The sequence below is a fragment of the Pseudomonas cannabina genome (genome assembly GCF_900100365.1).
Taxonomy (GTDB): Bacteria; Pseudomonadota; Gammaproteobacteria; order Pseudomonadales; family Pseudomonadaceae; genus Aquipseudomonas; species Aquipseudomonas cannabina.
In genome coordinates, this window is the sequence record NZ_FNKU01000001.1 from 5,621,603 (window position 1) to 5,646,045 (window position 24,443).

Annotated in this window: 20 protein-coding genes and 5 pseudogenes; 3 read left to right on the forward strand and 22 right to left on the reverse strand. The window is 54.6% G+C overall.

What is annotated here, in order from left to right:
- Positions 1-20: 20 nt before the first annotated feature.
- Positions 21-1,361 (forward strand): indoleacetamide hydrolase, encoded by a 1,341-nt coding sequence (gene iaaH / locus BLT55_RS26360; protein ID WP_002556047.1) that lies wholly within the window; start codon positions 21-23, stop codon positions 1,359-1,361.
- Between the two features lie 156 nt (positions 1,362-1,517).
- Here iaaH and BLT55_RS26365 read toward each other — a convergent pair whose 3' ends face one another.
- The 10 genes and pseudogenes from BLT55_RS26365 to BLT55_RS26410 all read right to left on the reverse strand — a co-directional run bounded on the left by BLT55_RS26365 (position 1,518) and on the right by BLT55_RS26410 (position 10,986).
- Complete coding sequence (locus BLT55_RS26365; protein ID WP_054999203.1) at positions 1,518-2,585, reverse strand: IS630 family transposase; 1,068 nt, start codon at positions 2,583-2,585, stop codon at positions 1,518-1,520.
- A 131-nt stretch (positions 2,586-2,716) separates the two neighbouring features.
- Positions 2,717-3,887: pseudogene (locus BLT55_RS34105) on the reverse strand (IS3 family transposase).
- Positions 3,867-4,031, reverse strand: a pseudogene (locus tag BLT55_RS33605) (DUF4177 domain-containing protein); the annotation flags it as partial. The pseudogenes BLT55_RS34105 and BLT55_RS33605, both read right to left, overlap by 21 nt.
- Before the next feature lie 9 nt (positions 4,032-4,040).
- A complete protein-coding gene (locus BLT55_RS26380) occupies positions 4,041-5,504 on the reverse strand; it encodes a UvrD-helicase domain-containing protein (protein ID WP_074801185.1) in 1,464 nt (487 codons plus the stop codon).
- 9 nt (positions 5,505-5,513) lie between these two features.
- Positions 5,514-6,262, reverse strand: a pseudogene (locus BLT55_RS26385) (TIGR03747 family integrating conjugative element membrane protein).
- Between the two features lie 39 nt (positions 6,263-6,301).
- Positions 6,302-8,461 carry a type IV conjugative transfer system coupling protein TraD gene (gene traD, locus BLT55_RS26390; protein WP_074801189.1) on the reverse strand — a complete coding sequence of 720 codons (2,160 nt, stop codon included), beginning with the start codon at positions 8,459-8,461 and terminating at the stop codon, positions 6,302-6,304.
- Between the two features lie 11 nt (positions 8,462-8,472).
- Positions 8,473-8,979, reverse strand: coding sequence for an integrating conjugative element protein (locus BLT55_RS26395; RefSeq protein ID WP_055001935.1), 507 nt, complete (start codon positions 8,977-8,979; stop codon positions 8,473-8,475).
- Positions 8,976-9,533, reverse strand: a complete 558-nt coding sequence (locus BLT55_RS26400; protein WP_004667210.1) for a lysozyme family protein — start codon at positions 9,531-9,533, stop codon at positions 8,976-8,978. The genes BLT55_RS26395 and BLT55_RS26400 overlap by 4 nt, the downstream gene beginning before the upstream one ends.
- A complete protein-coding gene (locus tag BLT55_RS26405; RefSeq protein ID WP_054999581.1) occupies positions 9,518-10,264 on the reverse strand; it encodes a TIGR03759 family integrating conjugative element protein in 747 nt (248 codons plus the stop codon). The genes BLT55_RS26400 and BLT55_RS26405 overlap by 16 nt, the downstream gene beginning before the upstream one ends.
- Before the next feature lie 8 nt (positions 10,265-10,272).
- Positions 10,273-10,986 carry a hypothetical protein gene (locus BLT55_RS26410; protein WP_004662758.1) on the reverse strand — a complete coding sequence of 238 codons (714 nt, stop codon included), beginning with the start codon at positions 10,984-10,986 and terminating at the stop codon, positions 10,273-10,275.
- Between the two features lie 707 nt (positions 10,987-11,693).
- On the opposite strand from BLT55_RS26410, the gene BLT55_RS26420 reads away from it, so the two are divergent.
- Positions 11,694-12,110: a type II toxin-antitoxin system death-on-curing family toxin gene (locus BLT55_RS26420; protein WP_082438124.1), complete on the forward strand. Its 417-nt coding sequence runs from the start codon at positions 11,694-11,696 to the stop codon at positions 12,108-12,110.
- Between the two features lie 575 nt (positions 12,111-12,685).
- On the opposite strand, the gene BLT55_RS26425 is transcribed toward BLT55_RS26420, so the two are convergent.
- The 4 genes and pseudogenes from BLT55_RS26425 to BLT55_RS26440 all read right to left on the reverse strand — a co-directional run.
- On the reverse strand, positions 12,686-14,944 hold the full coding sequence (locus BLT55_RS26425; RefSeq protein ID WP_054999582.1) for an SNF2-related protein: 2,259 nt from the start codon (positions 14,942-14,944) through the stop codon (positions 12,686-12,688).
- Between the two features lie 103 nt (positions 14,945-15,047).
- A complete protein-coding gene (locus tag BLT55_RS26430; RefSeq protein ID WP_054999583.1) occupies positions 15,048-16,499 on the reverse strand; it encodes a DUF6094 domain-containing protein in 1,452 nt (483 codons plus the stop codon).
- A gap of 30 nt (positions 16,500-16,529) precedes the next feature.
- Positions 16,530-17,129, reverse strand: a complete 600-nt coding sequence (locus BLT55_RS26435) for a hypothetical protein (RefSeq protein ID WP_054999584.1) — start codon at positions 17,127-17,129, stop codon at positions 16,530-16,532.
- A 66-nt stretch (positions 17,130-17,195) separates the two neighbouring features.
- Positions 17,196-17,417 (reverse strand): annotated as a pseudogene (locus BLT55_RS26440) (hypothetical protein); the annotation flags it as partial.
- A 63-nt stretch (positions 17,418-17,480) separates the two neighbouring features.
- Between BLT55_RS26440 and BLT55_RS26450 the strand changes: the two are divergent.
- Positions 17,481-18,631 (forward strand): IS3-like element ISPsy29 family transposase gene (locus BLT55_RS26450; protein ID WP_086004489.1). Its coding sequence is split into 2 segments (ribosomal slippage): positions 17,481-17,715 and positions 17,715-18,631, totalling 1,152 coding nucleotides; the frame shifts between segments, so codons are not numbered across the junction.
- 114 nt (positions 18,632-18,745) lie between these two features.
- On the opposite strand, the pseudogene BLT55_RS26455 reads toward BLT55_RS26450, so the two are convergent.
- The 8 genes and pseudogenes from BLT55_RS26455 to BLT55_RS33615 form a co-directional block, all read right to left on the reverse strand.
- Positions 18,746-19,057: pseudogene (locus BLT55_RS26455) on the reverse strand (hypothetical protein); the annotation flags it as partial.
- 88 nt (positions 19,058-19,145) lie between these two features.
- A complete protein-coding gene (locus tag BLT55_RS26460; RefSeq protein ID WP_074801194.1) occupies positions 19,146-19,757 on the reverse strand; it encodes a DUF3275 family protein in 612 nt (203 codons plus the stop codon).
- A 151-nt stretch (positions 19,758-19,908) separates the two neighbouring features.
- Positions 19,909-20,292: a hypothetical protein gene (locus tag BLT55_RS26465; RefSeq protein WP_167359969.1), complete on the reverse strand. Its 384-nt coding sequence runs from the start codon at positions 20,290-20,292 to the stop codon at positions 19,909-19,911.
- Between the two features lie 466 nt (positions 20,293-20,758).
- Positions 20,759-21,328 carry an STY4534 family ICE replication protein gene (locus BLT55_RS26470; RefSeq protein WP_054068783.1) on the reverse strand — a complete coding sequence of 190 codons (570 nt, stop codon included), beginning with the start codon at positions 21,326-21,328 and terminating at the stop codon, positions 20,759-20,761.
- A gap of 96 nt (positions 21,329-21,424) precedes the next feature.
- On the reverse strand, positions 21,425-21,655 hold the full coding sequence (locus BLT55_RS33610; RefSeq protein ID WP_004663548.1) for a hypothetical protein: 231 nt from the start codon (positions 21,653-21,655) through the stop codon (positions 21,425-21,427).
- 303 nt (positions 21,656-21,958) lie between these two features.
- On the reverse strand, positions 21,959-22,327 hold the full coding sequence (locus tag BLT55_RS26480) for a hypothetical protein (protein ID WP_046835358.1): 369 nt from the start codon (positions 22,325-22,327) through the stop codon (positions 21,959-21,961).
- A 207-nt stretch (positions 22,328-22,534) separates the two neighbouring features.
- The gene (locus BLT55_RS26485; protein WP_005741094.1) at positions 22,535-23,068 is read right to left on the reverse strand and encodes a hypothetical protein; all 534 of its coding nucleotides are present in this window, start codon (positions 23,066-23,068) and stop codon (positions 22,535-22,537) included.
- Positions 23,069-23,790: 722 nt separating this feature from the next.
- Entirely contained in the window at positions 23,791-23,967 is a 177-nt protein-coding gene (locus BLT55_RS33615) for a hypothetical protein (protein ID WP_004663543.1), read from the reverse strand.
- Between the last annotated feature and the right edge of the window lie 476 nt (positions 23,968-24,443).

The following is a 24,443-nucleotide window of genomic DNA, read 5'->3' on the forward strand; positions in this document are numbered from 1 at the left end:
CTAATACGGGTGAAAAGAGCATGCATGAAATAATCACACTTGAATCGCTGTGCCAGGCATTGGCTGATGGCGAGATTGCCGCTGCGGAGCTGCGCGAGCGTGCGCTCGATACTGAGGCCCGCTTGGCCCGTTTGAACTGTTTCATACGTGAGGGTGATGCGGTCAGCCAGTTTGGCGAGGCTGATCATGCAATGAAGGGTACTCCACTCTGGGGAATGCCGGTTTCCTTCAAGGATAATATCTGTGTTCGCGGTTTGCCGTTGACAGCCGGGACGCGAGGAATGTCCGGTTTCGTATCTGATCAGGATGCTGCGATTGTCAGTCAACTCAGAGCCCTCGGGGCTGTGGTCGCTGGCAAGAACAACATGCACGAACTCAGTTTCGGAGTGACCTCCATCAATCCTCATTGGGGAACCGTGGGAAACCCCGTGGCCCCCGGTTATTGTGCCGGAGGCAGTAGTGGTGGAAGTGCCGCCGCAGTGGCAAGTGGAATTGTTCCGCTGTCGGTGGGGACCGACACGGGGGGCTCGATAAGAATACCGGCGGCCTTCTGCGGCATTACGGGCTTCAGACCCACTACTGGACGCTGGTCAACGGCAGGCATTATCCCTGTTTCTCATACAAAGGATTGCGTTGGGTTGCTGACACGAACGGCAGGCGACGCCGGATTTTTGTACGGACTGTTGTCAGGCAAGCAGCAGTCTTTTCCCCTGAGCAGGACGGCCCCCTGTCGAATCGGCCTACCGGTCTCCATGTGGTCCGATCTGGATGGCGAGGTGGAGAGGGCATGCGTGAATGCACTCAGCCTGCTGCGCAAGACAGGGTTCGAGTTTATTGAAATTGATGATGCCGATATTGTCGAATTGAACCAGACACTCACGTTCACCGTTCCGCTTTACGAATTCTTTGCAGACCTTGCTCAGTCATTGCTCTCCTTGGGCTGGAAGCACGGTATCCATCATATTTTTGCACAGGTTGATGATGCCAACGTGAAAGGCATCATCAATCACCACCTTGGGGAGGGCGCTATAAAACCGGCTCACTATTTGAGTTCACTGCAAAATGGCGAGCTGTTGAAAAGAAAAATGGATGAGCTATTTGCTCGTCATAATATCGAGCTCCTGGGGTATCCCACGGTACCTTGCCGGGTACCTCATCTGGATCATGCTGACCGACCAGAGTTTTTCAGTCAGGCAATTCGCAATACCGACCTGGCCAGCAATGCGATGCTCCCCTCCATTACTATTCCTGTCGGGCCAGAAGGGCGATTGCCGGTCGGCTTGAGTTTTGATGCTCTAAGAGGGCGAGACGCACTTTTGCTGAGCAGAGTCAGTGCCATAGAGCAGGTATTAGAACGTTGAGGATTCAGTGGCCGACGATGGTTGATGCGGTTCGCGGTGTCGGCCCCCTCGCGTGCATTGAGCGACGGGGCCTTTTTGGGGAGCGCAGAATTCGGAAAAAATCGTACTCTAGACAGTTACTGGTGCGCTAGTGTGCTGTCTCAAAATTAACTTCTCTCAAGCCTGAGTGTTCATTGCCGCTCGGGCTCGTTGTATCTTGTTCAAGATATCTTCTCCTTTGGCGTTCCAAACGTAGCGAGTCGGCTGTGCATTTCGTAGTGCCAGAAATGTAGTGATCGAGCTTTCCAGCTCGCGAACCGAGCTGAAACTGCCGTCGCGCAGGTACACCGTAATGTCGCGAAAGAAACGCTCAACCATGTTCATCCACGAACTTGAGGTCGGGGTGAAATGCATATGGAAGCGCTTGTGCTTTTCGAGCCAGGCTTTCACTTTCGGATGTTTATGCGTGGCGTAGTTGTCGACGATCAGGTGCAACTGAAGGTGCTTGGGCGTTTCTCGATTGATTTTCTTGAGAAAGTCCAACCACTCTTGATGCCGGTGTTGGCGTTCTATAGCGCTGATCAACCGCCCTTCGAGGTAATCGAGCGCCGTGAACAGGGTAACCGTGCCATGGCGAAGATAATCGTGCGATTGCGTACGGATATGACCGATGCCCAAAGGTAGTCCCGGCTGAGTGCGCTCCAAGGCCTGAACCTGGCTTTTTTCATCACAGCAGAGCACCAGTGCTTTGTCTGGCGGGTCCAGATACAACCCGATGACGTCCCAGAATTTCTCTTCGAAGTTGGGATCGTTGGACAGCTTGAACGTACGAGCCAAGTGCGGCTTTATGTCATTGGCAGCCCATATGCGCTGGACGCTGGCCGGAGAAACACCAGCGACCCTCGCCATACTTCGACAGCTCCAGCGAGGCTGGCCAATACGGGGTTGGACCACTTGCTCAAGCACTCGGGCCAAGGCTTCTGGCGGCAAGAATGACTTACGTCCTCGCCCAGGCTTATCGATCAAACCGTCTAGCCCCTGCTCTTGAAAGCGCTGACACCAAAGAGTGACCGATCGCAGAGAGAATCCAACCAGGCGTGCGATTTCAACCCGAGAACAACCTTGAGCAGCTGGCAGGATGACCCTGGCGCGGCGTCCGTCACGCTGACTGATGGTGGCTGATCGTGTGCGCCGACTCAGCTCGGCGTGTTGTTCAGGACTCAGAGCAATATCTTGGGCGCTCATTTCTTCGCCTCCAACGGTGTAATCCACGAGCAAGCATAGACGATCTTATAGGGAATTTATTTTTGAGACAGCACACTAGATGGTCTAAAAGTGCAGGATCAAATCGACCTGTTTAACATAGGGTGTAGTGGTTAACTGATCCCGGACACGACGTTAAGTTTTTCCTCGGCCTGAGCCGGTGGCAGCCCACCATTAAATTGGTGTGGTCGAATCCAGTTGTACCGGTGCATCAAAAAATGGCTGATATCCCGCTGAGCTTGTTGGACCGTCGTGCAGCCTATGGTCGGTATCCACTCGGTTTTCAGACTCCTGAACACCCGCTCCATCCGCGCATTATCCCAACAGTTCCCTCGCCTGCTCATGCTCTGACGCATGCGATATCGCCGAAGGCGCTGGCGAAAACTCCGGCTTCCATATTGCGAGCCCTGTCGGAGTAGAACAGCAAACCCTGAGGCTTCCCTCGCTGCCCGTAAGCCATGTCCAAGGCCTTGATGACCAAGTCGGCATCCGGCTTTCCCGACAACGCCCAGCCCACAACACGGCGGGCAAAAAGATCTAGCACAACCGCCAGATACTGCCATTTCCCTTGAGCCCAGATGTAAGTGATATCGCCACACCAGACGTGGTCAGGAGCGGGCACATCAAACTCCCGGTTCAAAATATTAGGGATGTCGGGCCGCTCGACCGTCGCCTTTTTGTAAGCATGCGATCCCGGTTGTTTGCTGACCAACTCCAGCTCGCGCATCAGGCTGCGTACCTTGAATCGCCCGATCTGCTCACCGTCGTCCTGCATCATGGCCATGATGCTACGGCTACCGGGAGCACTGCGGCCTTGGGTGAACAACTCGTTCAACCGACTGCGCAATCGAAGGCGTTCTACATCCGGTGTGCGGCGCCTGAGACGCCGAGCGTAGTGGCACGAGCGGGCCACTTCAAACACCTTGCACAGCCAATCAACCGGCTCGTGGATGCTCAACTGGTCAATCAGCGCGAACGCTCGAGATCTTCCGACATCAAGAGCGCGGTAGCCTTTTTTAAGATCGATTTTTCCCGCTCAAGGCGAGCAATTCGGGCTTCCAGCTCTTGGATTTTCTGCTGTTCCGGGGTCAGCGCTTTGCTCTGCGGGGTGACGCCCGTGCGTTCTTGCTGTACCTGGTCGACCCATCGGCACAAAGCCGACTCGCCGACACCAAGCGAGCGGCTGGCCTCAATGAAGCTGTAATCCTGCTTAAGAACGAGGTCGGCAGCCTCGCGTTTGAATTCAGGGGAAAAGGTACGGCGTTCTCTGCCGTGGCGATTCAATACGGCCAGCGTTTCAGGGTTGTTCAAATATCCGTGCATGTCCGGTTCGGTAGTGTCGTCCGTCGACTTGAACATAAACACGCCACTGGTAACGGTTTTGTAGGGGAGTGGGACGAAGGTCTGGGTGTATTCAAAAGTAGTCATGGGTCAGCCTCACGCAGTGGCCGCGATTACGGATCGGTTGTCTTTGAAACGTTGCATGATGTCGATCACCAGCGAGTTGACGGCCAGAATTTTCATGGCTCTTGTGACAGCTACGTACAGAAGGTTCAGCTCATCGTCGCGTTTGCCGGCGTCGATGTCAGGGGAAAGCGGATCTGCAGAAAAGTCGTCATAAAGCCCAACGAAGTCCCACTCCAGACCTTTGGCTCTGTGCGCAGTGGTAAGGGTCACGGTTGCATCGAGCTCCGACGTGACAGATGCAGCACGCAGTTGCTCGATTCGTTGGGGCAGATCTGCATAGTTTTCGATGATTTTGATCGACCGCAGCATCTCAGGATCCTGCGTGGCCTTCGCGATCACGACATACTGGTCGTAATCGGCATAATCGGTCAGCAATTTGCGCTGTTGGACCTGGTCATTCATATGCCGGCTGAAATAGAACAGGTCCTCCAGATCGCGCAAGGAATAGCTGTCGATCCCTCCGATCCACTGCATGCGGTGGTTTTGGTTGACCAGGCGCAGCGCGTTCTCGATCACACCGCTCACAGTACGGTGCAGGTAGGCGCGGTGAGGGAGATCGTCCGGTAAGGCTCGTTTCACCAACGTCGGCTGTCCCAGGCCTTGCAGGGGGATCTTTTCACCCTTGAAGGAAAGGATGACGTTGGCCACGTAGGCAACAGCCGGTCCAAATCTGAAGCTCTGAGTCAGGAAGTGTTTCTCGGCGTCGTTCATCGCCGGGCTGTTTAACGCATCAACAGCGCCCCTGAACCGATAGAGCTGCTGATGTCGATCACCGACGGTGACTTGCGTGATTTTTTGGATCTGGACCAGATTCGCAATGACCGGGTTCACGTCTTGCCCTTCGTCGAGCAAAATCGCACCGAAGCGCTGGCTCAGATCCGGCTGGCTCATCTGGTACAGCTTCAGATAGCCGTCGTGCGTCATGGAGACTGAGCGATCGTTGATATCGACCATCTTGTCCCAAACGTCCATGGTCAGATTCAGCGCTTTGCTCATGTATTGTTGCTGGACCGAGGTCAGCGTGCGGTTGCTCTGGAATCGCACGAAGTGATCCTCCTTCAGCTCCAGGTCTTTGCTGGCCATGAACGCATTGAGGGTCGAGACGATGTCTTTGGCCAGCTCCCAATCCTGCGTATTGATCGTCCTTGCGATGTCGGTCAAACGCAGATTGCCGGCCTGCTTGTGTTTGTACTGGCTGCCATAGACAGCGTAGGCGAGGCCGTGAGCTGTTTTGCAGGTCACGTTGCGTGGAAAACGGTTCTTTGCCGCGATCTCAACGGCTTTGTTGTAGCAGAGGTACAGCATTTTGACCGACGAGTTATGCGTGGCGTAACCGACGAGTGTCGTTGTCTTCCCGGTACCGGCAAACGCCTGGACCAGTAGCTTCTTTGCGAAGGAGTGAATAGCTGGCAGTTGTTCTTCTGTCCATTGCATGGAGGGCACCTAGAGGTATTTTTTGAAGCTGGACGCCGTAATGCTGACCGCCAGGCCGAGCAGCGCCGCGCATGGCAGGAGCACTAGCAAAGGGCTCACGCTGAATGGCAGAGCCAGGTAAAGGCTCCAGGGGATTATCACCAGCGGCACCATCGTTGCCCGAGCTTTGTGATACAGGTAGCTGGACTCACGGCCGGCACCGAACCGCCGCAAGTCTCTGCGCACCAGTCCGTCGACGAAACCCACGAACGCCGTCATCATAAATAACGGGATTGCAAGGGTGAGGATCACCAGGCGTACGCAAAACACCAGTGTCGTGTAGAGAGCCGCGAGGCCGTAATCCTGAAACTTGCTGACTCCCACGCCCAGCATGTAACGCATATCGAAACCGCGTGTTCGTTGTCCTGTCGCAGCATAATCAGACGTGTGTTGAACCCAGTCCTGAAGCCCGGTCTTGACCACCAGCCAGTCATACGTGGTTTGAACCAGCCATGTCGCTGTTCGGCCAGGCTCTTGAACAACCACACTCTGCAGGAACCCTTTGGAGAGCCAACTGAGTTCATGATCGAGTATTGCACGAGCATGCTGCCAACCTGCCTCCGGCCAGAAAAAGTACATGCAGATCCATTCGACGATGATGGCCCCCCCAGAGACAGGAACATCACTGCCGCGAACCGGAAGGGCAGGGTGAACAGTGAACCGATGAGCGTCTGTTCCTGGTCTTGTTGCTGTTTCGCACGGTCGGCAACGTCTGCCATATCAGATGACCTCCCGCCGGTCGTTCAACAAGCCGAAAGTCATGCCGCGTCCTCGGGAGCTACAGCAATTTTTTTGAAGTCGTCGAGCAGATCAGCAGGCAGCGACTCGTTGAGCGTCTGATAACCAGGCGCTGACCACCAACCCGTGTCGTCGACCTTGCCCACCTGATAGGTCTGACGCATGCTTTCCGCCAGGGCTTGCAGATCTGCCGGCATCACCTCATAAGGATCATGCCCTGGCAAAGGCATTCTGATTTTCCACAGATTGCCGCCTTCCATGAGCGCAAAGCATTGGCCCTTGGGCAGGCCGACGACGTGCGCGGGCTCAATCATTGGCACGCTGACCTGCTGCACCTGGTCATGGCTGGAGGACGTGAACGCGGTATTGCCCGTTGCACTGTCATTCGCCGAGCTGGCCGGTGTGGATGTGAAAACCTGAACCTTAGGCAACTGGTTTGTGAGCAGCTCGGCGGTGGACGTTTCACGGACGCGCAGCATGAACACGTTGTTGAAGTTACCGATCACCTGGCCAGCCTTGGCTTTATTACCGATCTTCGCTTCGATATCGCTCATGGTCTGGGTGTAGGCAGTCACCTGCATGCCGGCACCGCCACCCTTGTTGATCATCGGAATGAATTCCTCACCCATCAGCTCGTTGAACTCATCGGCGTGGAGGTTGATAGGCACTTTGGTGCCAGGGACGCCGCCCGGTAGTCCGTCGTCGACACCGAACTTGTAGATATGGCCTGCTACCGAGACCAGGTCGGAGAACATCGAGTTGCCGACGGCAGCAGCGACCTCAGTGTCCGACAAGGCGTCCAGGCCGATATAGACCACAGCCTTTTTGCGGACTACTTGCATCCAGTCGAAGATCGGTCGCGGATCATTCACATCCTGATAGTCCGGCGAGATCAGTTCCGCCATGCGGCCTGTTGTCAGCTTCTCAAGCAGTGGCAGCAGCGAGGCGACGATCTTGTCGAAATAGGTCTTGTCGTAGCGGACCGCGCTGCGCAGTCCATCCATCACTGGATCTGCAACGCGCGTCTGAGACAGGTATTGATCGATGGCCACCACGCGGAACGGCCGGCCCTTCATATTGAACGGTACGTTTTTATCGTTGAGCTTGCCCTCAATGGCAACGATCGCCTCCCAAGCCTTTGGATCAGACTCATCAAAGTATTTAGAGGCATACTCTTGAAAGATCCCTTCGATGTTGATCACGTGCTGCTGGATCTGCAGGTAGTCAGGTCGACGGCCCAATGCGACAAGGGCTCTTGCGATGATGTTCACGAAACGCCATGCGAACTCACGGAATGCTGCTGAGTTACCTTCCCCGGAGAGTTGCCCAGCGATCCGGGTGGCCACCTCTGAAATCCGCCCAAAACGCCCAACGGCGTTGTAGCGTGCCGAGTGATCTGGCCAGCCCAGGTGGAACACATAAAATTCGTTCAGGCGGCCGGCGCGTTTGGCTTCCAGATACATGCGTTTGAGCAAATCTGCATCGCCCTTCGGATCAAAGACGATGACGACCTCGTGCTTGCCGTGCTTTTTCCGCCGAATGTCCTGAGTGATGAACAATTCAGCCAGGCGCGTTTTTCCGACACGGGTGGTGCCCAGAACAATCGAATGGCCTACTCGCTCGCCCAAAGGGAGAGAGACGTTCTCCTCGTATGGCTCGATGCCGTGCAGCCTTGGCAAGCCGCCTACGGGTGGCAGAGGTCGCACAGGATTGATGGGCACGTCCCATGATGTTGCTCTGGCCAGAAGGCGGACAGGGTGTGGAGCGAACTCCGCTCTCTCCTCAAAGCGGCGCGCTGCGCGGAACAGTGGGGTGGCTTCAACGTAGCTGGAGTACTTCGGCAGGTAAGTGTCCATCAGCCGCTGGGTATGGCGCTGCTGCCAGCGAAAGCCAAGACCGATGAACAGACGTTGATTGCTCACCGGCACTTCTTTACTGGTCATCGTGTAATGAGGCAGACGACGGATATTTCGTCGATAGCGCAGCACATGCCATGCCTGTTTCAGGCGTACTAACCCCAAAGCCAGAAAGCCCGCAGCCGTCACGATGCCGAACAGCGGAGTCAGCGCGAACGCCCAGGGCGCGAACACGCATAGAAAAGCACCTGCAGCGCACACGTACACGGTGTACAGCTCAACGGCGGGTCTGAGCAGGGATTCGATGGCGTATTCATGAGCCATAACCCAACCTCCTATTGCTCGATGGCAGTTGGGGTGATCAACACCGGGTAGTGGTTCAGGCCGAGTCGTTGAGACAGGTCATCGCCAGCGGCAGGGGATACCAGCGTGTTGGGCAACCAGCTCCTGACCACAGCAAGTCGCTCTGGTGTGGTCACGTTGACCACTAGGCCTACGGCCTGCATCTGTTCAAGCACCGCACCGCGCTCCTGGATCCATCGGCGTGATGTTTCATCGTCCCCGATCAGGAACAAAGGCTGCAGGCCTGGCGCGGTGATGATTCGGCCCTGAACGGTTCCTGGAGTCATTCGAGTGGTGCGTACCGGCAATCCCTGTGCTGCTACAGGATCCAGTTGCGAGGTCAGGTCATTTGAGACAGAAGAGGATGGTTCGGGATTGAGAGATCGATAGTAATGCAGCGCTGAGTCACCACCTTTGTCTTCAACCATGGTGAGCTCTGCAGCCTGGCAGATCATAAATGGCAGGCAGAGCGCTGTGCCGAGGATCACTGATCGGGTCATGGATTGGTCACCAGCATTTGGATGCCGGTTACCCGGCTGAGATGTTTGGCAAAGGCCTTGCGGTAATTGGCGGCTGGAGCGCCGCCGGCAGGCCGGTGATAGCGTCCGGCGACGGTGATCCAGTCACCACCAAGCGCTCGCTGTTCAGCCAGGATCTGCGCAGTCACATCGAGGTTTTTGTAGGGATTGAGCGCGTCGCACGGATTGCTTGATTTGAACCTCTGGCCGTTCCAGCCCATGTTCACCTGTCCCAGACCCACGTCGACACGCTTTGGGCCTGCCTGAACCAGTGCTATGAGTAGGGCGGTGCAGGCATCTGCGCGGGTTGCAAAACGGTAACCCGCGCCGGCGACATTCAGTGTCCAGGGCCACGGCACAAGCTGCCCACGCAACTTTGCCCCGCTTTCCTGCAGCGCCACTGAGTAGAGCACTTCCGAAGGGATGCTCGCGGCGTGGGCAGCCAACTGATAAGCCGGTGGAGGCAGCTCGGCTGCGTGACTTGTCAGCGCGAAGCACAGCAGGGCAAGGCCTGCCCACGTCACTGACGCAGCCATTGCCCATTCACCTCTCGCACAACGGCCGGTAACTCGCCACCCAGGCTCAGGCCAAGCCAGCGTCCACCGTCATGGTTGAGGGTGATTTGTCGGGTTCTGACATTCGCAGGGTCGATCCCCGAGACAATCGCCCAGTTGCGAATTCGCTCGTCGTCGTTCTGGCTACCCACCATGTAGACGTCAAACGGCTGCTTCTGAGCTTGAAGGGCCTTAACCCGAACTGAGCACTCCGGGCAATCGTCCTTGACGAATACTGCCAATCGGCCATTGCCCTGGTTAGCAGGGCTCCCGGTCGCACCTTGGGACGCCGAACTGGAGATGGGCATCAGATTGGGATAGAGGCGTTTGAAGGCATCGTCATATGCGCGTTGATACGCCAATTCTTTTGCCGTGCGCTGCGCCTCGGCTTTGACCTGGAGCTCTGCATACCGCCGGCGCTCTTCATCATTGCGGGCTTCGATACCCAATGCAGTCAGCGGATCCAGCCCGGGGGAATACATACCTCGTGAACTCTGCATCAGAGTTTGATAGCGCTGCCATTCCTGAGGACTGAGGTTCCAGTCCCGGGCCAACATCTCGTCGCTGGATTGCGACTGGCTGTCGGTCAACACGCTCTGTTGCTCCCGGCTGTTGGACTGTGCGGAGCTGTTGGTTGCAGCGTTGGCCATGTCAGCTGCTGTGATCAGGATGACTCCCGTCAGTGTGAACATTCGCAGGTTGTAAATGGACATATGAACCTCTATGGACGCAGGGGCAGAATGCGTGGGGAACCGTTTATGCTGAACAAAGCGCGGGAGTCATCCAGGCTGTTGAGCTGCCAGTTGCTCCCTGCGACCATATCGCCGGGGCGTATCAGGTTCAGTTGGCTCAGCTGAGTGCTGCCAGGCGGGGCAACTGACAAGAAACGTTCCCCTCCGCGATACTCCACACCCACGACCGAAAACGGTGGAGGAGCCTCCGGAACTTTGGTTTGTGCTGTTGATTTGCGGGAGGAGGGTGGAGTCTTCGGCTTGGCCGCAGCGGTGACTTGAGCAGATGCGGCTTCAACTGCACGCAGGTCCTGGAGTTTCACCTGCAGCTCCTCGATCCGAGCCCCCATGACCACAACCTCTTGCATCGAGGCGCCCTGCAGGGCAGCGTCCTTCGCCGCCTCCTGCACCTGCTTCAGGAGGGCTTGAACGGCATCGATGCGGTTGGACAGTGCTTGCTGGCCGGCCCTGAAATCATCGATGGTCACGGACTTCAGCTGGCTGGCGGCATCGAGCCGGTCATCCACGCCATTGATGCGTTGGGTGATGGCGTTGACGGTTTCCAGGTTTGCAGCTGATTCAAAACCTGTTTTCAGGTGGAGAATCTGCCACTGCTGGTAGACCAGCACGCCGATCAGGACGATCAGGGCCAGGATTTGCAGGATGGCAGCGCGGGAAAGAGAAGGGCGCAGTGGCAGCTTCATGGAGGACCTCACTCAAGATGTGAGGCACGTTCGCAAAAAATGTGATCCGAGGCAGTGGGAAACCATTTTTCAATCGAAATGGGTTTCAAGGGTTGATCGTTTCTCCAAAAAGTTCCCTGTAGGTAAATCGCACTCTATTGACACCCCCGATTCTCGCCCTGTCTGTCGGCTATCACTATCCGAGCCATTCACTGTGGTCGTTGCGATATTGGCAGAAGAGGTCGGCTTTGATCGCCCTCACCAAACGCTAGGGTGAGCGTCCCTTATCAGTGCGACAACAAGATGCAGCACCGGGTATGGCGTCTGCCGATCGGAGCCGTTACCGCGTTCGCCTGAGGCCAGCGTGATTGAACGCATCGACGCACTACCGCTGTAGAAGCTTTTTCTGTCAGTAATAACTGATGATGTGGCGCGCTGGCGTGGCACTGATGCTAATCGGCAAGCGGCGTACGACGCTGTCCACAGCTCGGTGTATCTTGCCTCTCAGTGTGCTACCTTGAGGGCAGAATTGATCAAGCCGTTTGGGGTACTAAAGTCATGAACCACAAGCTGAACACCTATGGCGTATCCATAGTAGAGAGGCCTAAAGTTAAAGCCATCAAGAAGCTAGACTTGGGTGGCGACTCGGGTAAGCAGATCGTTTATTCAGAAACCAAGCTCGTTCTCAGGACTCACAAGAAGACCTTTAAAAAGTTGGCTGACATGTAATGGAATTAATCTTCTTTCCATTTGAACGTGTCATTGAGATAAACACTCAGATCTTGACTACCGAGCCCGGCATGAAGGGGGCGGTAAATATTCCGACCTTGCAAGGTGCGCTGGCTCGAATCGATAATGCGATCGCCTATAATGGCCTTGACGATGTATTTGAAATTGCCGCCAAGTATACTGCCAGTATAGCGCAAGGCCACGCACTGCCTGATGCTAACAAGCGCACCGGACTTGCAGTTGGCTTGGAGTACCTTTCGCTCAATGATTATGAAATTACTCTAGATAATGATTTGATAGCGGATGCCGTTAGGGAGACGCTGATTTATTCTAAAACCCAGCTGTTGCCCCCAGATAAATCAAGGCCTCCAGAGCGTTGCAGGGACGAAAAATCGAATAAATCAGCGCCTCCCTAGGAAGGCCTGTAAAATTCACTGGCTCAATTGGCCGCAGTCATGATTAGGCAATAGCAGAGTTTTCCAGGCTGATCCGTCATATGCAGTTGAGGTGCTGGCTGAAGTTGTCCGTGAAGGCCATTGAGATTAATGCCCGCCCGTCCCGGAGCATCAGCTACCGGCTGCCATTTCTATGTAAGGCGCTGGCTTGGTCTCATGAATAATGTATTTTTCGGCATGGTATTATTCATGGTTCTTTGATTTAAGTCTGAATTATAATATTGATTTGTATAGACTCTTTCCGCCTATTAATAACTGAGTGGGAGATGGTTGGTTTGTGTTGACTGGTCAGACGCCAAGCTGAGTGCGTTATAGACTGTCAACGTCGGCCGAAAACTGACCCGCCTATGTTTTAAATCGCCGACTTAAAATTGACCCCTTGGCTTGTGTTATCGAGCCGGTACGGCCCGTGAAATTGGGCTTCAAGCCGATCATATCGAACAGCCCCCGTCAGCATTGATCACGAAATTGAAAATCGATTGGACAGCGTTGCTTCGTCCATACCCATCAAAAAGGCCACCCGAAGGTGGCCGTGGTCAAGCGTTGATGAGTTGTCTGGCCAGTGCCATCTCTACAGAATCACCATCCTGGTTCAGTGAATCCAATCCAGACTCTGGAACATCTCCTGACGTACTCTGCGATACGGCGATCTTCTTGGCCATCAGCTGCAGGCAGGTGATCTGAGAGCTGCCGATGTAGCCGAAAAAGATCACTCTCACGTCCTGCTTCTGTCCGATCCTCCATGACCGCCTCGCCGCTTGTTGCACCGTGTAGACGTTGTAACCCGTCTGCATGAACGCAATGGTCGGAAAGTCGAGCAGATCCAGGCCGGTTTTGACGAGCTCCGGATTGGTGATCAGTACGTCGACGCCTCGATCAACCTGGTCAAGGATCCAGTCCTCACGCCTGGCGGTGTCCACCGATGCACGCAGCACTGCCACCTTCAGTCCCGATTGCTCGAGCACCCGCTTCATGCGGCTCGTGGTGTCTCTTGTACCCGTGTAAACCGAGTAGGCCAGAACCTTGCGGTTGCGGGCTTTTTCAGCAAGACATAGGTCCAGAAGGGCTTGTTCCTTCGGCATGAGCTCATCGTCATCGAAGACCGACGACACGAAAGCCAACGTGTCTCTGGATCGAGGATGCTTCACCACCTCAGGTCGAAAGCAGCAGTCCGGCCATGCCAGTAGCACGTTCAACACCACCCCTAACAGCGTGGTGTCTCTGCGGGCCAGTGCCTGACGAAGCTCGATGGTCAATGTCTGGGCAAGCTTACGGTGAGCCGCCTCCTGGTCTGGAGACATCGGTACGTCAATGAACTCCTCCCGGTAACCAGGTAGCACGTTGCCGCCGATATCCTTGAGTTTCAGGAACACAGTGAAGGGTAAAACGAAGCGGTGAATACCTTTCGGGCCGAAGCCCGGAGCTTTGACCGTCCGCACGGAGAGTTTCTTGCCTTTGGCAGTCTTGTGAGAGCTGCCATCACGCTCGGTGTAGATGTCCTTCAATACCCCGTGATCCCGCATAAAAGACATCGCCGCCGGCGCCATGCTTCCTCGCGCGTTGGGCTGATAGCCGTCCTCGATCATACGTCTGGTGAGGATCCGGAACAGGAGGTAGAACAGATCGTCTGCATAGCCGCCCATGAGAGTGCCGGTCAGCAGCACAGTCTTTCGTGCTTTGGCTGCCAGCACGCCCATAGCCTGACCTTGTGCCGATCCACTGTTTTTGTACTCATGCCCCTCGTCCACGACCAGTAGGTCGAAGCACCCATCAGGCAGGTAGCGCTTGATGAACTCGGTGGGTTGGTAACCCCCCTCGCCGAACCCGAACTCGATGTTGGCCATTGCGCGCTCCATGCGCTTGGCCTGTCGATCGCTGAAGATGAAATTGCCCTTGGCGTCCATCAGGTTGATGAACTCAGAGACATTGTCCAGAAGCATCGAGGCGAGAAAGTCTTCGCCGAAGTCAGATAAAAGCCGTTCTGCGCGAACAGGTCCGATTGTAGGGATGCGGCACATCGACTTAAGGATCGTGTTGCGGCGGCTGCCGCCATCTGGTTTGCCCGGACGCTTCAGCGTCCATAAAGCGGCATCACAGTGGTCGCAGCGTCGACGTCGCTCTTCACGCTGAAATTCCTCAGCGGTGATCAGATTGCCTTCCTGGTCCTGGAGCAGACGTCCACAATCTGGACACGCTGCCAGGCTCCTTCCACCGCCAGCACGCCGTTGCCAAAAGGCTAGACGCCAGTGGAACCCCATCCGCATCCGCACGCGGCCGAGAATAAAGAACTCCTGACGTCCGTCGTAGGTATCACCCAGTTGATCGCGCAGCTTCAGCAGCTTGACCAGAGTATCTGGTCCGTTGAGCACCCAGACGCGAGCGTCAGGGATGGTTTCGAGGATCTCGCGCCGCCACTTGTAGACCAGGTGCGGAGGCGCGATGACCATCGTCCTGCGATAACCAGCTCCATGCATGACTGCAGCGAGCGCGATGGCCATCATTGTTTTGCCTGTACCCATCTCGGCATTGATGATGCCAGCCTGCTCATTCTGATCGAGCAAAAGCGCGGTAATTGCCTGGACCACTTGAGCCTGGGCAGGGAAGGGCTGTCGTTTGAGGCCGTCCATCACCCGCTGCCGGGCCGGATTGTCGATGCCGGCATAGACCGGCGGGTTTGAGCGGTTGAGAGATTCCAGAAGTTCGTCACCAAACTCCTCGATAAACTCAGTGAGCCCAATATTCAAAGCATCGGCTTTCAGGTGGCTCGAGGCCCTTGGCAATGTAATGTCGTTCATGGTGTTTCTCCACATGAGAATGAAACAGGGCACGCACGACACCACGGAGGGTATTGGGCATACCCTGCGGGTTGGTTGAGAGAATGTTTTGTTTAATGCGCTGTCAGTAGTCCGACGGCAACATGATGGTGGTCACGGAGCGATCGACCTCGGTGATGATCCAGAGTCTGGTCTCATCCTCAGCGTCGATGTCATACCCGGAAAACAATCGGCCATCAGCACTCAGTGCTTGCTGGTTGCTGTCCCAGTCGTCGTTCGAAATCTCGCCCCAATCGCCTGTCGCGTGACGCTTTAGGTACTGCATCACGTCGAGAGAGTTGTTTTCGAGCAGACTTTGAACGCTATGTGTGAGCACCACACGGCCCAGTTCAAATAAAGCGTCCTGGCTACGTGCTTCAGTGTTTGAGGTGGTTTCGTGTGCAGATGGTGTTGTCGCATCCGAGCTGATGGTCAGTGCGCACCCGAGATAGGATGAGCCTGGCGTCATCTCCCATGCCCGAATCCTGGGCACAAAACGATCAGTCAAGATCCTTGTCTCAAACACGTTGCCGTCCTCGTCCTCGGTGAATTCGGTCTTGGGAACCTTATCCTTGTAGGTGTCGCCCTTGAGGACAAGGACACGCCCGGACCGAGAGGTCACCACACCGGTTATGGCTCCAGCAGCGAGTGCCAATGCTAAGTGCCACCGTGAAAGTGCCTTCACGGGCGCGCGCGGTTGAGCGCCAGTCTGGCCAAAGTGCAGCGTGAAATCAGGCCATAGCCCTCTCAGGCGAAGAACCTCTTCACTGAATTGCTCTGGTTCAAGCGTGATTCGGTAGAAGTGTTCCAGATCATTGGCGATCGGCAGGACAGCGTATTGCTCCCATGGCCAAGTGGCCGGTAGCAGATCAGCAGCTTGCTCCCCAGATCCGATTGCCCGCAGATACTCACGCATCGCCGCCACTTCCCGGGGTCTTGCCAGATCCTGACGCCGTACCCTGATTCCGAATATCACGACCTGTTTGAACGTCCGGTCTACCGCGGCGCAGACCCGCAGCCCGGTAAAGTGATTGGTGAGCCAGCCACACAGCTCGTCGTCCAGCACGTAGTGAGGAACGATGAATACCATCACCCCTCCGTACTGAAGCAACGGCAGTGACCGTTGGTAAAATGCCTTCTCCAGCCTTTTGCGGCCGCTACCCTGGTACTGTGAAGCGCCAGAGTGATCAGCGACCAGATCCCCGTAGGGAGGGTTGAGCCAGAGCAGTCCGAAGGACTGTCGAGAGATCATGGTGTCCATCAAGTCACCCTGCAGCACTCGGTCCAGCAACGTTTTCGAGTGATCAGCGCGCTCTTTGTCGTACTCAACCGCATACGCCTCGGTTCGGTCGCGCTCCAGACGGTGTGCGACTTCAGCCAAAGCCACGCCTTCTCCCGAGCACGGATCAAGAATCCGCATCCGTCCCGAGGTCGCCGGCAACAATGCCTGCAGAGTGCGTTCCAGCGTCAGTTCGTCAGTCGGGTAGTAGCCATTGCGTGCAAAATTACGGGCAAGCCGTGAAAACATCAAAGCCATGATCGGCTCCTTGGTAGGTTCGGCGCAGCGCTACGCTGTCACTTCAGTGGTCAGTTTTCCTTCGCGAATGAGTTCGCCCAGGGCTATTTCGAGTACGTCCAGCTGCAGTGACAAACGCCAGGCAGTCACCGAGCCAATAGCCCCTGGTAGCGGATGCAACATGTTGTGCGCAGTAAGGACTTCCATCACCGGCTCACGCCAATGTGGAAGGAAGGGAAGCGGACAAGTGTCTACGATCAGCGGCCACAACCTGTCGAACGGGTCTTGGGCTTGATTGATGAGCGCGTACGCACAGTGGTTTGCTCGATCCGGCTGCGAGCAACGCTGATCGAACAGCCATAAGTGCAACAGGCTGCCGAAGAGCGTTCCGCGAAGCTGGCGAGTGGTCCGTTTTTCCAACAGATCCGTATCAGGGAACACGGGGATGCGTTGGTCATTCATGACGATGTGAAACTGGTCCAGGCCATTCTCAGCAGAGCCGAGTGTTAGCCTGGCCAGAAACTCCTGCATGGCCGTGTCGCGGCCCCAGGCTGAGAGGAATATCAGGTTTCGCTGCTCGTCACAGACGCACGCGTCGACGTACAGATCCGGGCATTCTTCTATGTGAAAGAGTTGAGTGCGGCTCGGCATTAGGACCTCCAAAACAGGAGGGGAACCGCCCTGAGGGGCGGTGAGGCCCCTCGGGATTCAATGTGTTTAGCGGATAAATACGGGTTTATCGATTGCCGCCCGTGTTTGTTTTTCTGTCTCATACTGCCAGCGACCATCAACGAACGCATCGCGGTCGAAGTCGTAAACTTCAAACACGACGTTTTTGTCGCATGGGTTTAGATGGGTGCAATACAGCTCACCCTCTGAATTCAAACCGGCGGCCCAGTGATCCCCCAGCTTGAGTCGGTAACCCGGTCGACTCTTCAGCTGAATCGCCCCGGGTTTCGTAGACACCTCCATGCCTTAAACTGAGGCCAATCAGGAGGTGCCATGAGCAACCCACGTTATCCCGAAGAATTCAAAATCCAAGCGGTCAATCAAGTGACCGAAAAGAAGCTGCCTGTCGCTGATGTGGCGGCGCGTCTTGGCGTGTCGACGCATAGCCTCTATGCCTGGATAAAGCGCTACAGCAAACCTCAGGCAGAACGGCAGCAAGACGATGATCAGCACGCTGAACTGCGTCGTCTGCGAGCGGAACTCAAGCGGGTCACTGAAGAGCGAGACATCTTAAAAAAGGCCGCCGCGTACTTTGCCAAGGAGTGCGGCTGAAGTACGCCTTTATCAAGCAGCGCGCGGGCGACTACTCCATTCGACGGCTTTGCCTGACGCTGAAAGTCCATCCCAGTGGTTATTACGCTTGGTTGTCTGAGCCGCAATCTGCACGCGCTAAAGACGACCAGCGATTGCTGGGTTTGATCAAGCACTCGTGGCTGGAGAGCGGCGGAGTTTATGGCTATCGCAAAATCCATGACGACCTGCGCGAGGTCGGTGAAGATTGTGGTCGGCATCGTGTGGCGAGGTTGATGCGTCTTGAAGGTCTGCGCTCTCAGACAGGGTATCGACGTCGCCCTGGAAAGTACGGCGGTAAGCCAGCGGTCGCCTCACCCAATTTACTGAAGCGCGAGTTCGATGTCGTGGAACCCAACAAGGTTTGGGTCACCGACATCACCTACATTCGTACGTATGAAGGCTGGCTGTATTTGGCGGTGGTGCTGGATCTGTTTTCTCGTCAGGTCGTTGGCTGGTCAATGAAGTCGCAGATGACCAGTGATTTGGCCATTGATGCGTTATTGATGGCGGTTTGGAGGCGAAAACCGAAACAAGAGGTGATGGTTCACTCCGACCAGGGCAGCCAGTACAGCAGCTCCGATTGGCGCAGTTTTTTGAAGGCAAACAATTTGGTTGCCAGCATGAGCCGCCGAGGCAATTGTCATGACAACGCCGTGGCTGAGAGCTTTTTCCAGCTTCTGAAACGGGAACGAATCAAGCGGAAAATCTACACCTCACGGCAAGATGCTCGTAGTGATGTGTTCGATTACATCGAGATGTTCTACAACCCAAAACGCCGCCATGGTTTCAACAATCAGCTGTCACCGGTAGAGTTTGAAAAACGTTACGCAATGAGCTTGCAAGGTGTCTAGGGAGACGCTGATTTATTCTAAAACCCAGCTGTTGCCCCCAGATAAATCAAGGCCTCCAGAGCGTTGCAGGGACGAAAAATCGAATAAATCAGCGCCTCCCTAGAGAATCCGGGGCGATTCAAGCAGCATCGTGTATATCTCTAAGATCTGATCGAAACTCAAAGGCTCAGCAGCCACGAGTTTTTTCTCAAGCGGATCGAAGGTTACGGTGTTTGTTTGATACAACGGGCTTTGCCCAGCAATGAATATCTCGCATCGGAAGCGCGGTCGCATTGCTATGGCCGCGTCTGCCTGTTCTATGGTCAGGTCGAGTTCGTCGACCAGAAAGTTCCAGATTTCTGCGTCAGGTGCTTCTTCGTTGTTGGTGAGTTGATCCTCAATGATGTCCAGGATCGCTTTCTTGATATTCATGAAAAGTGGATGCATGTGATGCTCCTTCAGTCAGTAATGAGGAGCACCCATGAGGGAGCCCTCAGGGGATGTGAAAGTAGAAAACGCTCAGTTTTGAACAAGGTCAATGAGTGCTGAGATTCCAAATCTGCAGCTTGAAGTCAAGCTCATACCCGAGCTCGCCAAGGCGAACACATTGTTGCCGCAGACGCTGACGGTCTACCGTTGTATCGAGCTTGACTGAACTTCCAAGAGGCCAGATGGTGCCAAACAGCTCTGCATCAGCCTCAAGTGCGGTGACCTGTTTCTCAGGCTCGGATCTCGTCATCCCGAACGGTGCGTCACTGTCAGCAGAAACTGATCTTCTGGGCGTTGTTTGAACAGCCGGACGAGGTTTGGTTGACGACGAGCCTCCCGAGGCTTCTTCGTCGATTGGGTCCGTTTCGTTGTTGGACAGCCTCTCAGCCTCGTCTGCGCTCAGGTTAGCCACATCGTCCAAAGACATGCTGTCCAGCCTGGCGCGGATTTCGACCACTAATCTGCCGCCGTTGGTGTAGTAGGAGGGACGAATTTCAGTGATAACGAAATCACCTCGATATTTGCCCTCATGGTACTGGTCCAGCAGCGCATCCTTGATAACGAACTCGCCGATGGATGTCGAAAGTCGCCCAACGTTGAAAGCGCCGTTGCGACCGCTGATGGTGCGTATGGCCAAATAGCCGGGCAGGTTGATCATGACTACTCCGGATTATCGGGCAGGCCACTTATATGGGAGCCCGAAAAAAAGCCCGAAGATTCGGGCTTGTTCGTGGTTTCAGGTTGACGACTGGGTCAGAAGAAGTTGAGAGGCTGTTCAGCTCTAAGGAAGGTCTGAAAAAGCCTTTTCTTCAAAAGTCGAAGCCAGTAAATACAGGCGCTCCAGCCCGGTTCCTCTCCAAAAAAATGGGCTTTTTCAGAGGATACCTAAGCGAAATGCAAAGGTAGGAATTGCCGTTTATGGCATCCATCCGATGAAGTCTCAGTTCGAGCCAATGACGCCCCGAGCGGTCACCGTTGGGCAGAAAACGATAGATGCCGAAGTCGATCTGGAGCTCCTCTGGCTGCAGATGAAGCTCGCGATAGGCTTCGAGTACGACTTCGCCAAGACGAGTGCCGACCTCCGCAATGTGTGATGGTTGTTCCAAATGAACCGATTCTTTCCAGGCGGAAGGAGTCAGCACAACAGGCAGTTTCAGTAAAGTGGATGGCAAGTGATTTATAGTGATGGACATAGTAATTCTCCAGGTGCGGGCAACCACCTGGCCCAACCGGGAGGTGAATTACCCGGTCAGGTTGGTTTACGTACTTGAGAACGGTTAGTTAGAATCTTTCTATAACGTGAAAGTCATCTGGCATACGTGTCGTATCAGGACATCATTGCGGTAGCCATCAAGGAAAGGAAAGTGGCTACCAATCCTCCAGCCCCTATCTGAGTCAATACTTGCGTGGACATTTGCTGTCCACATTCCAAAAAAAAGATGCTTAGCACTGTAAGCACGAGCGTAGCGATGGCGCTTTTCATGAAATCGACACCTAGTGTACTGTTTTCGAAAAAACCAGCTACTGACGAACGGAAAATTCAAATTTTATCAATAACTTAGTTTGTAGGTCATGGGTAAATAATTTCGCAAACAGTACACTAGGTTGTGATGAAAAGAAAAGGCGCCTGCAGGGCGCCTTGAGGTTGTAAAAGATCTATCAAGCGGCTTGTTTCTTTCCTCGTCCTGCGCGAGCTGGTTTTGCTCGTGTGGGCTTAGAGGGAGTAGCAGCTGGAGCTACATCAGTTGGTTCGCTTGCGGCAGACGCCTCGGACTGAACGACTGGGGTAGTGTCCGACTCTGAACTTTCAGAAGAGGCAGATGCTTCTTCTTTCTGCGGAGCCTGATAGACGTATTCACCTTCAACTTTGATCCAGGCAAGGTACAAGAGACGGCCTTTGAGGCTGACACCTGGTTGGCCTTGTTTAGCACCACTGCTGTAGGTAAAAACATCAGCCCAGATATCGCCAATCCGGAAAGAGACAAGAACCTTCTTCTCGGCAGCAACAGCTTCCTGGCAACGGCGAATCAGCTTGTCAGCTTCAGCACCAACCACGTTGCAGTCGATATAAGCGTACTCAGCCGAGTCAGTGCTGCCTTTGAGGGCGGCCACTGTGACAGCCATGAAAGGATTCCCTTTACGGGGTTTCACTTCACGAATGCGGTTGAGATAGCCAATACCAGTGGTATGCAGGTCGAAGTATTTGCTTTCGTTAGTAGAGTTGCTCATGGTGTGTCTCCAGTTTTGAATGATCAAAGCGGAGATACACTTCGCCCAGGGGGAAGGTATTCCCCGCATGGGTGGTAGAGCGAAATTTCACGACAATCAATGCATGAATCTGAACGCAGTAAGCATAACGCCTACGGCAGCAGTCAGCATGACAGCCATACGAATGGTGAGTTTCAGTTCGAGTCTAGACTCGAGATTGTCGATGTCGGCCTTTGTCGCGAGTTGCGTTTGCATATCCGACTCCAGAGCATCAACGACTGCAGCGGCGCGGGTTTCCTCGACATCAATCGAAATCAATGCTTGGTACAGCGCAATACTGCTTTTCATGAAGGTCTCCTGCTGAGCGCGAGACCTACCCTACGGGAGAGGTCCCGATGGGTGTGAGAATCAATGTGCATCCATCAATCAAAAATCTGATCAACCGTTCGCGCTTCCGAATGCTTTGCGAACTAGGGGGTGGATTAATGCGTGGAACGCATCGTAGTCATGAAATCCAGACTACCTCGGGCATGTTGCTGACAACGTCAGCGGTACATGGCTTTAGAATCCTTTAAGGGCGATTCGTTTGTCAACCCTCCCAATGAAAAAAGCCCCTCAATGAATGAGGAGCTTGTCGGGGGAGGGGGAGTATCAAGCAATCAGCTGGTCCAGAGAGCCCAGTACAGGGCCCTTAACGGCTGGTTCAGCATCCTGCTTTTTGGAGGTGGCGGGTGCCTTTGATGCGCGAGGTTTGCGGGGTTTCTTCGCTGGTTTGGTCTGAGCTTCTTGCGTATTAGCCTCATACCAATCATGAAGGTTGATCCCTTTGCGACGCACTATGGCTGGCACGCTGCAGTAGTTTTCGCACTCGTCGTGGGTCAGTGCAGGTTCGGGCATTTTCCTGCACTGCGGTGCCGCCATATGGACGTTTGCAGGGCTAAGCTTCTGGTTGACCGCACGTGTGCATTCACGCAATGCCGTGCCGACCCTAACGCCAAAACGAAAGCTTGCTGAACTCATGGTGTTTCTCCTGGGAAAAATGCGGAGAACACCGCCCGAGAGGGGAGTGATTCCCCGCTGGGTGAGTGACGCGTTTAGTGTGCAACCATCGGCAATTGGGTCGCCGAACGTTCGCCCTTCCGGAAGCTTTGCGAACTTTTTTTGGATCAATGCGCAGAACGCATCGTAGTCATGAGATCCAGACTACCTGGGGTGCTGCTGACAACATCAACGCCATAGGCGCAAGATCTTGAGGACACTACGGATACAGGCGCTCTTTGTGTTGAGGACAATGGCTTTCATGCAGGTTCTACTTGCGTCTGCAATTTCCTCTTGACGCCAGCGCTCCTCTTTCTCGGCCCACTCTTTGCGGATGAGCTCCGAATCATCCTCGGGGTAATATCCATCTGTACTGAAGTCCACATGGTCATCTGGCCCGGGGAGCTCAAAACACCCACAAGGACAAGTGTCTTCAGTCAGACCGTGGCTGCAGATGCCGTGACTACGATTATCGTCCATGTGTGCCTCAATTTCCGACGGTGAAAGATAATCATAGGCATAGCGTGCATAGGCAAATGCCTCCGCCACTTCGGGTGACGTTTCGTCACCGCCAAAAGTCTCGATCATCCGCGAACAGAAATGTTTGAGGACCATGGTTTCGTATGTGGGAAACTTGCAACATGCGTCGCCGTACAGCATGTTGACGCGTTCAGTAATCTCAACATTTTGGAGTGGTGAGGGTGAAGCCGCGTGGTTCGACATGTTCTATCTCCGTTCAAACAGCAGAAAACGGAGACACTTGTCCCCGAGGGAAAGTATTCCCCGAGGGTAGGTGAGTTATATGATATGACTCGGCTAAGCCGAGTGCAGCACGGTGTGCGACGTGAAGTATGCATCCATCGGTACGGAATACCGATCGTTCGCGCTTCCGGAAGCTTTGCGAACTTAGGGAAGGTCTGAAAAAGCCTTTTCTTCAAAAGTCGAAGCCAGTAAATACAGGCGCTCCAGCCCGGTTCCTCTCCAAAAAAATGGGCTTTTTCAGAGGATACTTAGGGAGACGCTGATTTATTCTAAAACCCAGCTGTTGCCCCCAGATAAATCAAGGCCTCCAGAGCGTTGCAGGGACGAAAAATCGAATAAATCAGCGCCTCCTTAGGGATGGATCAATGCGTTGAACGCACCGTAGTCATGAGATCCAGACTACCCGGGCATGTGGCTGACAACGTCAGCGGTACATGTCTTCAGAATGTGAATTCGGGGAGGGCTTGTCAAGCAGTAGTAGCGGGGAGTCGCTTATGATCTTGGGTGAACGGCAGTGGCCTTATGAAGTCGGAAACCCATTTAGGCGAGAATACTCGTCAACACGTCAGTGACGTGATTGGATCGCACGTTTTAGGTCAGGCCAGCTGGCATAGAGTCCTACGCCACCTACTGAGAAAAACATGAACATCAGAATCGCGATACCAGCCATTTCATGGCTCATATCATTCCTCCTTAGTCATAAAGATGCCGAGAAGCCACATTACAACCCCTACAACCATGGCGCAAGCAGATAGCAGGGAGAAGTTTGTAACGAAAATGCTGATCAGCGCAGCCGCAATCGCAGTCGAACCAATTTTGCGCAGATCCTCGGCCACGGCTTTTTTTTGGATTGTTTTCATTTGAAATCCTTGACCGACAGGTGAAAGCGCCTTCATAGAGGCTTCACGCATACCTGCGCGTGCCGGTAATCATCTCCAATGCCAGTCTCGCGTTGAGCACAGCGGCCAAGAGGGTAATGATGAGAATCGTGCTGAGAGTTATCATCGTCACAGACGATCACTCTCAGCCGATGTGGGCTTGGCTATAACTTGAAAAATGTGCCACCTGTGAGCGCAAGCTCAGCGAGGATCCCTGGGCATTGATCGCACGCATTGCTTCATCGACATCACCCGACCCGTTGTCGTGGCTTGGGTCAGTAATCAAAAGGCACGCATTCGCGCACAAAAGGAGCCCGTTTTTTCACCGGCGGGCACCGGCAGCGAAAAGTGGCTACCTTGGAAGGTAACCTGGTCATCCAGCGCGCTGCGAGATGACCAGGTTACCGTCCGAAAAAGCGGGGGAATTTAAAAAAAAGTGGGCCACAACACCAGTGTGA

Bases quoted from the DNA above. Each gene is read 5' to 3' on its own strand.
- BLT55_RS33615 (WP_004663543.1), bottom strand. From the start codon at position 23,967: ATGAAAACAATCCAAAAAAAAGCCGTGGCCGAGGATCTGCGCAAAATT.
- BLT55_RS26365 (WP_054999203.1), bottom strand. From the start codon at position 2,585: ATGAGCGCCCAAGATATTGCTCTGAGTCCTGAACAACACGCCGAGCTG.
- BLT55_RS26420 (WP_082438124.1), top strand. From the start codon at position 11,694: ATGGAATTAATCTTCTTTCCATTTGAACGTGTCATTGAGATAAACACT.
- iaaH (WP_002556047.1), top strand. From the start codon at position 21: ATGCATGAAATAATCACACTTGAATCGCTGTGCCAGGCATTGGCTGAT.
- BLT55_RS26430 (WP_054999583.1), bottom strand. From the start codon at position 16,499: ATGGCTTTGATGTTTTCACGGCTTGCCCGTAATTTTGCACGCAATGGC.
- BLT55_RS26460 (WP_074801194.1), bottom strand. From the start codon at position 19,757: ATGATCAACCTGCCCGGCTATTTGGCCATACGCACCATCAGCGGTCGC.
- BLT55_RS26465 (WP_167359969.1), bottom strand. From the start codon at position 20,292: ATGTCCATCACTATAAATCACTTGCCATCCACTTTACTGAAACTGCCT.
- BLT55_RS26405 (WP_054999581.1), bottom strand. From the start codon at position 10,264: ATGTCCATTTACAACCTGCGAATGTTCACACTGACGGGAGTCATCCTG.
- BLT55_RS26400 (WP_004667210.1), bottom strand. From the start codon at position 9,533: ATGGCTGCGTCAGTGACGTGGGCAGGCCTTGCCCTGCTGTGCTTCGCG.
- BLT55_RS26410 (WP_004662758.1), bottom strand. From the start codon at position 10,986: ATGAAGCTGCCACTGCGCCCTTCTCTTTCCCGCGCTGCCATCCTGCAA.
- BLT55_RS26485 (WP_005741094.1), bottom strand. From the start codon at position 23,068: ATGTCGAACCACGCGGCTTCACCCTCACCACTCCAAAATGTTGAGATT.
- BLT55_RS26470 (WP_054068783.1), bottom strand. From the start codon at position 21,328: ATGAGCAACTCTACTAACGAAAGCAAATACTTCGACCTGCATACCACT.
- traD (WP_074801189.1), bottom strand. From the start codon at position 8,461: ATGGCTCATGAATACGCCATCGAATCCCTGCTCAGACCCGCCGTTGAG.
- BLT55_RS26425 (WP_054999582.1), bottom strand. From the start codon at position 14,944: ATGAACGACATTACATTGCCAAGGGCCTCGAGCCACCTGAAAGCCGAT.
- BLT55_RS26480 (WP_046835358.1), bottom strand. From the start codon at position 22,327: ATGAGTTCAGCAAGCTTTCGTTTTGGCGTTAGGGTCGGCACGGCATTG.
- BLT55_RS26435 (WP_054999584.1), bottom strand. From the start codon at position 17,129: ATGCCGAGCCGCACTCAACTCTTTCACATAGAAGAATGCCCGGATCTG.
- BLT55_RS26380 (WP_074801185.1), bottom strand. From the start codon at position 5,504: ATGCAATGGACAGAAGAACAACTGCCAGCTATTCACTCCTTCGCAAAG.
- BLT55_RS33610 (WP_004663548.1), bottom strand. From the start codon at position 21,655: ATGAAAAGCAGTATTGCGCTGTACCAAGCATTGATTTCGATTGATGTC.
- BLT55_RS26395 (WP_055001935.1), bottom strand. From the start codon at position 8,979: ATGACCCGATCAGTGATCCTCGGCACAGCGCTCTGCCTGCCATTTATG.